The following is an 8458-nucleotide window of genomic DNA, read 5'->3' as shown; positions in this document are numbered from 1 at the left end:
TTACTAAGATGAGTTGACTCATCCATTAATTTTTCTTATGGCCTATGACAAGTGGTAATTTATCCATAAATAAGGGTTAATTTATCTATTTATGCGCATAAATAACGTCGGTGATATTTGCGGTAATTATTTTATACGCATAAATAAGAGTATTCCGTTGGCGAGGATTTACGGTTTTAAATGCGTTTTTTCCTGAGTGAGCTTAATTCATTTGCAGAGTGAGAAAATTTCAAATAAATAATTAGGTAATATTAATCCTATTGTGTTGTCATCACGTAAGCTATTGGGGAAAAATATGGATACGACTGAAGAAGACTATCGAAAAATATGTCAGGCCACGCTCGATGGTTTACAGGGTGAGTTAGCCAATGGCGGAACTTACCTCACTATCGATTCCAGATTACGCTTGGAATACTCTAAACTGGTTAAGGCGGCCTCAAGTGAACTCAGCGACAAGGCGACGCGTGGACTGATCAGTTGGGAGCAAGCGGCGGCAGAAGCGCAGGAGATGCGCAACGCGATAATGGAGATGATCCGCGGACGCAGCACCCCGTTAGGGCGCGCTATGGCGCAGCAACTCAAGCGTGAGGGTAAAACACTCAATGCACTCATTGCCAACAAAACGCGTCAAAATTTTGGTGAATCGGCGATTTTTGATAATTTAAGTGAACTGCAAAAAAACAAGATATATGGCGATATTGTCAAATCGGCAGGAAAATCCAATCCGCGTGTGAATGCTAAAATGCTTTACTATTCTCGGGCGGGTAAGGGGTTGCTGATACTGTCTCTGGCCGTTTCTGTCTATGTCATTACCACCTCCGACGATAAAATGGCTGCTGTGAAGCAGGAAGCGGCGGTGACCGGCAGTGGCATTGTCGGGGGAATGGCCGGCGGCGCCGTTGCTGGCTTAGTGTGCGGTCCGGGTGCGCCTGTCTGCGTGACCATTGGTGCATTCGTAGGCGGCGCTCTGGCGTCGATGGGTATGAGTCTTGCTTGGTAGCATTTTGGGAGAAACGATGAATTTTACCGATGCCATAACATTAAAAATTATTCATGACGATACTGAGTTTACGCCGGCGAAAAGCGAGATTCTGTTCAATTGTGCGCCAACCGGCAGGATCATTGAGGGCAAAGTGCTTGAGAAAGCCGTGGCACTTGAAACAGGTTTTTTGCTGTTTATTACAGACGATATCCCCGAGGAAGAGTTTTTAACGCTGCTGCTGTGCGACAAAAACTTTACCGTGCTAGATAAAGCGACCCTCGGCGCGACGATGTCTACCGGCGACTTACGCGAGGTTGAACTGAACGGTGACGAAGTACATTTTCGCTTCATCGGCGATACGCTTTGGCGTCTGCGTCCACTTGGGCAGCCGTCGCTACGTTTACCGCTGATCACTGATCCACGCGGGGTATCACGCCCGCTTGGGCTGCGTCAGTATTTCACGCTTCAGGCAGACCCGAAGCGTGGCGGTTGATGGCATTGGGTTAATTTAAGGGCTTACACAGGCTACTGTTTTAAACTAATCCAACAAATCAATATTCATCCCCGAAAATGTTGTCAATTATTCTCGCCAAACTCCCAGTGTGAATATTCTCTTTATTGTTCTGTCGGCATGGCGCAGTCTGGACTCCGCTGTCTACCACTGAATATCCGATGACTTGCCAGTGCCAATAGGCCAACCCCCAGTGCGCCGTAGAGCATCACGTTACTAAATCCTGAATTCAGTGCTTCAGCGGCGAGTGCCGATGAGTGTGCCAAGGTGGCTATTTCGGGCGGTAGGTTTTTTCCTGCGGCGATGCCTTCGGCCACCGATTGCCAATAGTGCGCGTCGGGTATAGAAGGAAACTGAGCCATCAAACGGTTGCGAATGCTTGTCACTAATATTGTGCCCATTAATGCGATATTAATCGCCAGCGTGATGAGTCGCGCACTCATGTCCATACCTGAGGCCATTCCCGCGCGGCTAGCGGGCAGGGAGCCGGTCGTCGTGTGAGTGACCGGAGTATTGGTGAGGCCCAGCGCGATGCCCGCCATTAATGCACCTGGCAGTATGCCAACAGAGTGATTGATACCGTACCTCATCAGCAAAAAACCGCCGCCAATCCCTAACAGTCCCAGAGGAATAATTTTGGCCGCACCGAACTGGTTCACCCACCGTGCGGCCAGCGGCGGCATCAACAGAGTCGGCAGGGTGTAAGCCAGCAGTGAAAGACCGGAGGCAATGATGTCGGTGCCTACGGCACTCTGATAATACAAGGGAAGATAAATCATTAACGGCCAAAAGCTGAAGTTCATCCCGGCGGAGCCAAGCAGCGCACCGAGGAAGGGGCGATTTCGAAATACTGAAAAATCAAACATAGGATGCACATGGCGGCGTTCGATGAAAATAAACAGTGTGGCGCAGACGGCCGCGAGGACAAGGATCCCTAACGCCTGAGTGCTGGCGTAGCCCATCTCACCGCCCTGAGTGATGTAGAAGGTGACGGCCAATACGGTGAGTGAGAGGGTGATCATGCCGCCGATGTCCAAAGCGTGAGCCTGTGGATCACGCGATTCGACAACATTCTTTGCCGCCAGGATGAGTGTGATGAGTGCAATGAAAACATGCACTAAAAAGACCCACTGCCAGCTGGCTATTGTCACAATGATGCCACCAATCAGCGGGCCAAACCCTAACCCAAAGCCGAAGACCATCCCCCATGCAGTGAAAGCGCGGTTACGTGCGTTCCCCGGAGCGAACTGCGACGATAAAATAGCAATCAGGCAGATAAGCATTGCCCCGCCGCTTATTCCCTGCAAAAAGCGCCCCACGATCATCATCGGTGCAGTGGTCGATATCCCGCACAGCAGCGACGTTAGGCCGAAGGCGATAATGCTAATGATAAACAAACGCCTGCGACCAAATCTGTCGGCCAATGTGCCGGTTGCCATCAGTACGGTGGTGCAGGCCAGAGTATAGGCATTCATCACCCACTGCAGTTGCGTAAAATTGGCGCCTATCTGCTTTTCCAGCACCGGAAGAATGACCGGCACGCTGGAGATTTCCAGTCCTGACATCAGGGCAGCCAGACATACGGCGGTGAGCGCCAGTCTGTTTTGAGTATTAGAAGGAACGGCCATAAGAAAGTCCTTTGAAACTTTAGAGGCCGCCAGCATGAAAGAAAGGTGCGGCACTGGAAATATGCCCCAATGCCATATATCGTCAATATTATGCCAACTATGCTAACGCGCTTTACCTCACCCCCCGCAGTTACACCGCCGTTAAATCGGCGGTTAGTGCTGCTTGCTTATGAATGTCTGTGTACCTTCGAGTTTGGCACCGCCGTCGAGGCCTTTGGGCGCGCCGATGAGGCCACTGGCGAACCGCTTTATGACATGGTTGTAGCCTCGGTTGAAACGGGGATTTTCGGCGCACAAGGCGGAATAAGGCTGGTGGTCGACGGCGGTCTTGAGCTGCTCGAAGGCGCTGGCACAATAGTTATTCCAGGCTGGCGCAGTATTGATGCGCCCCCTTCGCCCGACCTGATTGATGCCTTGCAGCAGGCACACGCCAACGGCACCCGTATTGTGTCGATTTGTGCCGGAAGTTTTGTTCTGGCGGCGGCGGGATTGCTTGATGGAAAACGTGCCACCGCCCACTGGAACAGTACTGACGCGCTGGCACAGCGTTATCCTAAAATTCAGGTGATGCACGGCGTAATTTATGTTGATGAGGGCAGTGTTATCACTTCTTCTGGCGGGGCGGCGGGCGTTGATTTATGCCTGCACCTGATTCGGCGCGACTTTGGCGCAACCGTCGCGAATCGGGCGGCGCGAAGAATGGTTACCCCTACACATCGTGAGGGCGGGCAGGCGCAGTACCTCGCCATGCCGGTTACCGAGCGGCATGGGAAAAGTCTTTCCCCGCTGCTTGACCGTCTGCGCGCCCGACTGGACAAGCCTCTGGCAATCGCTCAACTTGCTGCTGAGTCAGGGATGAGCAGGCGCACATTTTTACGTCGTTTTCAGGAATCGACCGGCACCAGCCCCGGAGAGTGGATGCTGAATATTCGTTTGCAAAATGCTTGTCGACTGCTCGAGAGTGAAACGTTAAGCATTGAGCTTGTTGCCGAGCAGTCTGGCTTCGGTTCTGCTGAAACTTTACGCCATCATTTTCGCCGTCGTTTAGGCATAACGCCGACCGAATATCGCAGGCAGGCCTGAGTTCTGGCGCACATTATCTTTTTTCAAAAAAATCAGCTTTATAAATATCGGCGGTTGCTCAGCGGTCGCTATCGCGGGGGTGAATAGAGAATATCAGCCAGATGGCTTTTATTGGTTTTATATTCTAGTAAATACACTGATGGTCAGTTTTTTATTCTGATGCTGTGTTCGCTTTAATTCGTTAAGCGCCCAGTGATAGCAATGCTTTCATTGCTATCAAAATGCCGAAAATTATCTTCGAATAGTAGAAAATGTTGCGTTATATCGTTATTTAATCGCAGGTATTGCAAAGTTATTCAGTTTATCCGATAAATGTTTGTGAAATTTTTCACAATTTTGGCAGCGGGTGTTGGTGGATTAGCGCTAACAGGGTAATTTCTGCGTCAGAATTTTATGCTTTATATGGCGTCAAACTGGAGTCGAGTATGCGAGTGGTGATTTTAGGCAGTGGTGTTGTAGGTGTCGCCAGTGCATGGTATCTGGCCAAGGCTGGGCATGAGGTCACGGTTATTGACCGTCAGGCCGGTCCGGCTGAAGAAACCAGTGCGGGTAACGCGGGTCAGATCTCACCGGGCTATGCGGCGCCTTGGGCAGCCCCTGGCGTTCCGTTAAAAGCGGTAAAATGGATGTTTCAACGTCACGCTCCCTTGGCTATACGCCTCGACGGTACCAGCAATCAGTTGAAGTGGATGTGGCAAATGCTGCGCAACTGTGACATGCGCCATTATCAAACCAATAAAAGCCGCATGGTACGTTTGGCGGAGTACAGCCGCGACTGTCTAAAAGCGCTGCGTGAAGACACTGGCATTCAGTATGAAGGCCGACAGGGCGGTACGCTTCAGCTGTTCCGTACAGAGCAACAGTTTGCCAGCGCAGCCAAGGACATCGCCGTGCTTGAAGAAGCCGGGGTGCCTTATCAACTGCTTGAATCGTATCAGCTTGCCAGCGCAGAACCCGCATTGGCGCAGGTTGCACATAAACTGACCGGCGGACTGCGTTTACCTAACGACGAAACCGGTGACTGCCAGCTGTTTACTCGCCAACTGGCAGAGATGGCGCGGCAGGCTGGCGTGACCTTTGAGTTTAATAAAAGCGTGGATCGCCTGCTGGTCGACAATGGCCAGATTTCCGGCGTGCTGTGTGGTACAGAAATTGTGAAAGCCGACGCTTACGTGGTGGCGTTTGGCTCTTACTCAACGGCGCTGCTGGCAGATTTGGTCTCGATTCCAGTTTATCCGCTCAAAGGCTATTCGTTAACCATTCCGATCACTGACGAAGCCGCCGCACCATTTTCTACCGTGCTGGATGAAACCTATAAAATTGCGATTACCCGTTTCGATCAGCGTATTCGCGTGGGTGGCATGGCCGAAATTGTTGGATTTAATACTCAACTTGCTAAGGCACGCCGCGAAACGTTAGAAATGGTGGTTAAAGATTTATACCCGAACGGCGGAAGAGTAGAAGATGCCACATTCTGGACCGGGCTGCGCCCTATGACGCCAGACGGCACGCCGATTGTGGGTAAAACTTCTCTGAAAAATCTTTATCTGAATACCGGCCATGGCACGCTCGGCTGGACGATGGCCTGCGGTTCTGGGCAACTGCTGGCGGACATCATGTCCGGCGTGACGCCAGCGATCCCCTCGGAGGATCTGGCCGTTGCGCGCTATAGTGCCGGGTTTGTCGCACCTTCAGATACCCATCATAAAATGCATCCGATTGGCTAGGGATCTTTTAGGGGAAGCTAGGTGAGTGATGCGTCGTTTTAGATGTGTAGTTAAGGATGAGTTATTCAGGAGTTTTCATGCCACGCCCGATTTCAGCCACCCTGTCGATGTCTGCTTTACAAAACAATCTGCAGGTTGTTCGCCACCGTTCTGCCCATAGCAAAGTCTGGTCGGTGGTAAAAGCTAATGCCTACGGGCACGGCATTGCTCGAATTTGGCAAAGCCTGCGGAGTACCGACGGTTTTGCTCTACTCGATTTTAACGAAGCTATTCTGCTACGCGAGTCTGGCTGGCAGGGGCCTATCCTGTTGTTGGAAGGATTTTTTAGCGCGCACGACCTGCGGGAAGTGAGCCATTATCGCTTGACCACCGCTGTACACAGCCGCTGGCAATTAGCGGCACTGGCCGCAATGTCAGTCGCGGAACCTTTGGATATCTATCTGAAGGTGAACAGCGGCATGAATCGCCTAGGATTTCATCCCGCTGAAGTCAGTGAAATATGGCAACAGTTGAGGTCTATGTCGCAGGTCGGGCACATCACACTGATGAGCCATTTCGCCAGCGCTGACAGCCGCGAAGGAGTGAAATGGCAGGTGGATAATTTCGAAAGGAGCACGGGACACTTACCTGGGCCTCGATCGCTGGCCAACTCGGCGGCGACGCTTTGGCATCCAAATACGCATCATGACTGGGTGCGCCCAGGCATCATCCTGTATGGCGCTTCGCCAAGCGGTAGAGTGGAAGACATTGCGGATACTGGCCTAATGCCGGTGATGCAGCTAAGGAGTGAAATTATTGCCGTGCAAAATTTATCTGCCGGTGATCGTGTTGGTTACAGTGGCCGTTATCGCGCCGAAGGTCAGCAACGCATCGGTGTAGTGGCCTGCGGCTATGCGGACGGCTATCCGCGCCATGCACCCAGCGGCACTCCGGTAATGGTGGCGGGGGTGAAAACTCAGACCTTGGGAACCGTATCAATGGACATGATTATGGTTGATTTAACGCCGTGTCCAGAGGCGCAGATTGGCTCTCAGGTTGAGCTGTGGGGCAACCAACTGCCGATTGACGAGGTTGCCGCCTCAGCGGGGACTTTGGGATACGAGCTAATGAGTGCGTTGGCCCCAAGAGTGCCGGTGAGTGTGAAGCTGTAGCGGATCCCTGTGGTCTACAAGGCTGGCCTTGTTCGGGGCCAGCCTTTTTATTTAGGTTTTTATATTTAGCCTGTTAACCTAGGTTTTTTAATTCAGTTTTGAGATTGTACTCTTGACCGTTTTGCTGCGCCGCTTTGCCGTCCAAGCCAAAACAAACGCAGTCAGCATGACTATCGCCAGACTGGCCTTTGGCGGCAGGGGTAACGCCATCGCCACCAGGCCTAGTGCTGCTCCTCCTGCCATCTGCACAAAGCCTACCAACGCGGAGGCGATACCCGCTTCCTTTGAGTACGGCTCAAGCGCATAGCTGGTCGCTGGCCCAATCACAAAGGCCAAGCCCGCACAGGCACTGGCAACGGGCAGCATATACACCCAGGTTTCAAGCTGAATCGCTACAGGCAACAGTGCAAGCCCCGCAAACAGCGCAGCGCCCCCCATCAGCATCAGTATTGCGCCGGTAGCCAGGCAAACCGGGCGACCCACCTTGCGGATGATGCGGTTAGCAATATAGCTCATCAGCATTATCCAGAATCCATTGGCACCAAACACCAGTGAAAACTCCAGCGGTGAAAGGCCTCCGGTACTCATCAACACCGTAGGTGCGAGAGAAACGTAGGTTAATGCCATGCCCATCGCACCTGCGTTGACCAAGGCAAAGGCGAGAAAATTGCCGTCACGCAAAATACGAAAATATTGACCCAGCGGCAGGCTGCCCACCGCTTTAGTATTTGCCGGACGCGTCTCGGGTAAGAATGCCAACACGAGGACCATAACAACCAACGTGTAGCCCAACAGCGCCCAAAAAGGTGCACGCCAGCCGTAGTACTGAGCAATCAGGCCGCCAATCAACGGTGCGAGGGCGGGCACAATATTTAATGTACCGTTTAAAAAGCCGTAGGCCCGTGCGGCGTCATCGCCTGAAAGCCGGTCACGTACGCTGCTGAAAAGCACCACCGAAGTACAGCAAACCCCCAAGCTTTGTACCATGCGTGATCCCATAAACATGGCCGCATTAATCGACGTCGCCGCAATCGTGACTCCGATGAGGTATAAAAAGATACCGGCAATCGCCATTGGACGACGGCCATAGCGGTCAACCAGCGGCCCAGCGATCAATTGCCCCAGCCCCAAGACCAATATAAACAACGAGATAGAGGACTGGATCACGCTCTCGCTGCTGTTCAAACCAAGCGCAATCGCCGGAATAGCGGGCAGATACAGATCGATGCCCAACGGACCGAGCAAAACCAGAGTGAGTAATAAAAAGAGGAATTTTTGCATAGCGTTGCGGCGAATCCATTCTAAAAAGAGGAGCAAGAGTAATGATTTAGCGGCGAAATGAAAAGTGAAGCCTGAGGGAAAGAGAGAATAAAACA

At 52.0% G+C, this 8458-nt stretch carries 7 protein-coding genes; 5 read left to right on the top strand and 2 right to left on the bottom strand.

Annotated features, from left to right (window positions below):
- The first annotated feature begins 295 nt into the window (after positions 1-295).
- Both BS639_RS08750 and BS639_RS08745 read left to right on the top strand, forming a co-directional pair.
- Positions 296-1000, top strand: a complete 705-nt coding sequence (locus tag BS639_RS08750) for a hypothetical protein (protein ID WP_055771342.1) — start codon at positions 296-298, stop codon at positions 998-1000.
- 16 nt (positions 1001-1016) lie between these two features.
- Entirely contained in the window at positions 1017-1475 is a 459-nt protein-coding gene (locus BS639_RS08745; RefSeq protein ID WP_055771345.1) for a hypothetical protein, read from the top strand.
- A gap of 122 nt (positions 1476-1597) precedes the next feature.
- Here BS639_RS08745 and BS639_RS08740 read toward each other — a convergent pair whose 3' ends face one another.
- Positions 1598-3121 carry an MFS transporter gene (locus BS639_RS08740; protein ID WP_084982866.1) on the bottom strand — a complete coding sequence of 508 codons (1524 nt, stop codon included), beginning with the start codon at positions 3119-3121 and terminating at the stop codon, positions 1598-1600.
- 99 nt (positions 3122-3220) lie between these two features.
- Between BS639_RS08740 and ftrA the strand changes: the two genes are divergently transcribed.
- From ftrA to dadX, 3 genes are all read left to right on the top strand, one after another.
- Positions 3221-4204, top strand: coding sequence for a transcriptional regulator FtrA (ftrA, locus tag BS639_RS08735; protein ID WP_407690305.1), 984 nt, complete (start codon positions 3221-3223; stop codon positions 4202-4204).
- Between the two features lie 425 nt (positions 4205-4629).
- Positions 4630-5931, top strand: a complete 1302-nt coding sequence (locus BS639_RS08730) for a D-amino acid dehydrogenase (protein ID WP_084982865.1) — start codon at positions 4630-4632, stop codon at positions 5929-5931.
- 77 nt (positions 5932-6008) lie between these two features.
- Positions 6009-7082 (top strand): catabolic alanine racemase DadX, encoded by a 1074-nt coding sequence (gene dadX, locus BS639_RS08725; protein ID WP_084982864.1) that lies wholly within the window; start codon positions 6009-6011, stop codon positions 7080-7082.
- An 87-nt stretch (positions 7083-7169) separates the two neighbouring features.
- On the opposite strand, the gene BS639_RS08720 is transcribed toward dadX, so the two are convergent.
- Positions 7170-8363: a multidrug effflux MFS transporter gene (locus tag BS639_RS08720; protein ID WP_084982869.1), complete on the bottom strand. Its 1194-nt coding sequence runs from the start codon at positions 8361-8363 to the stop codon at positions 7170-7172.
- Positions 8364-8458: the final 95 nt, after the last annotated feature.

Origin of the sequence: Rouxiella silvae (assembly GCF_002093625.1) — a bacterium.
In the GTDB taxonomy this organism is placed as follows: Bacteria; Pseudomonadota; Gammaproteobacteria; order Enterobacterales; family Enterobacteriaceae; genus Rouxiella; species Rouxiella silvae.
This window is presented reverse-complemented; position numbering and strand designations above follow the sequence as displayed.

Coding starts and splice junctions, on each gene's coding strand:
- BS639_RS08745 (WP_055771345.1), top strand. CDS start 1,017: ATGAATTTTACCGATGCCATAACATTAAAAATTATTCATGACGATACT.
- BS639_RS08740 (WP_084982866.1), bottom strand. CDS start 3,121: ATGGCCGTTCCTTCTAATACTCAAAACAGACTGGCGCTCACCGCCGTA.
- dadX (WP_084982864.1), top strand. CDS start 6,009: ATGCCACGCCCGATTTCAGCCACCCTGTCGATGTCTGCTTTACAAAAC.
- BS639_RS08720 (WP_084982869.1), bottom strand. CDS start 8,363: ATGCAAAAATTCCTCTTTTTATTACTCACTCTGGTTTTGCTCGGTCCG.
- ftrA (WP_407690305.1), top strand. CDS start 3,221: ATGCTAACGCGCTTTACCTCACCCCCCGCAGTTACACCGCCGTTAAAT.
- BS639_RS08750 (WP_055771342.1), top strand. CDS start 296: ATGGATACGACTGAAGAAGACTATCGAAAAATATGTCAGGCCACGCTC.
- BS639_RS08730 (WP_084982865.1), top strand. CDS start 4,630: ATGCGAGTGGTGATTTTAGGCAGTGGTGTTGTAGGTGTCGCCAGTGCA.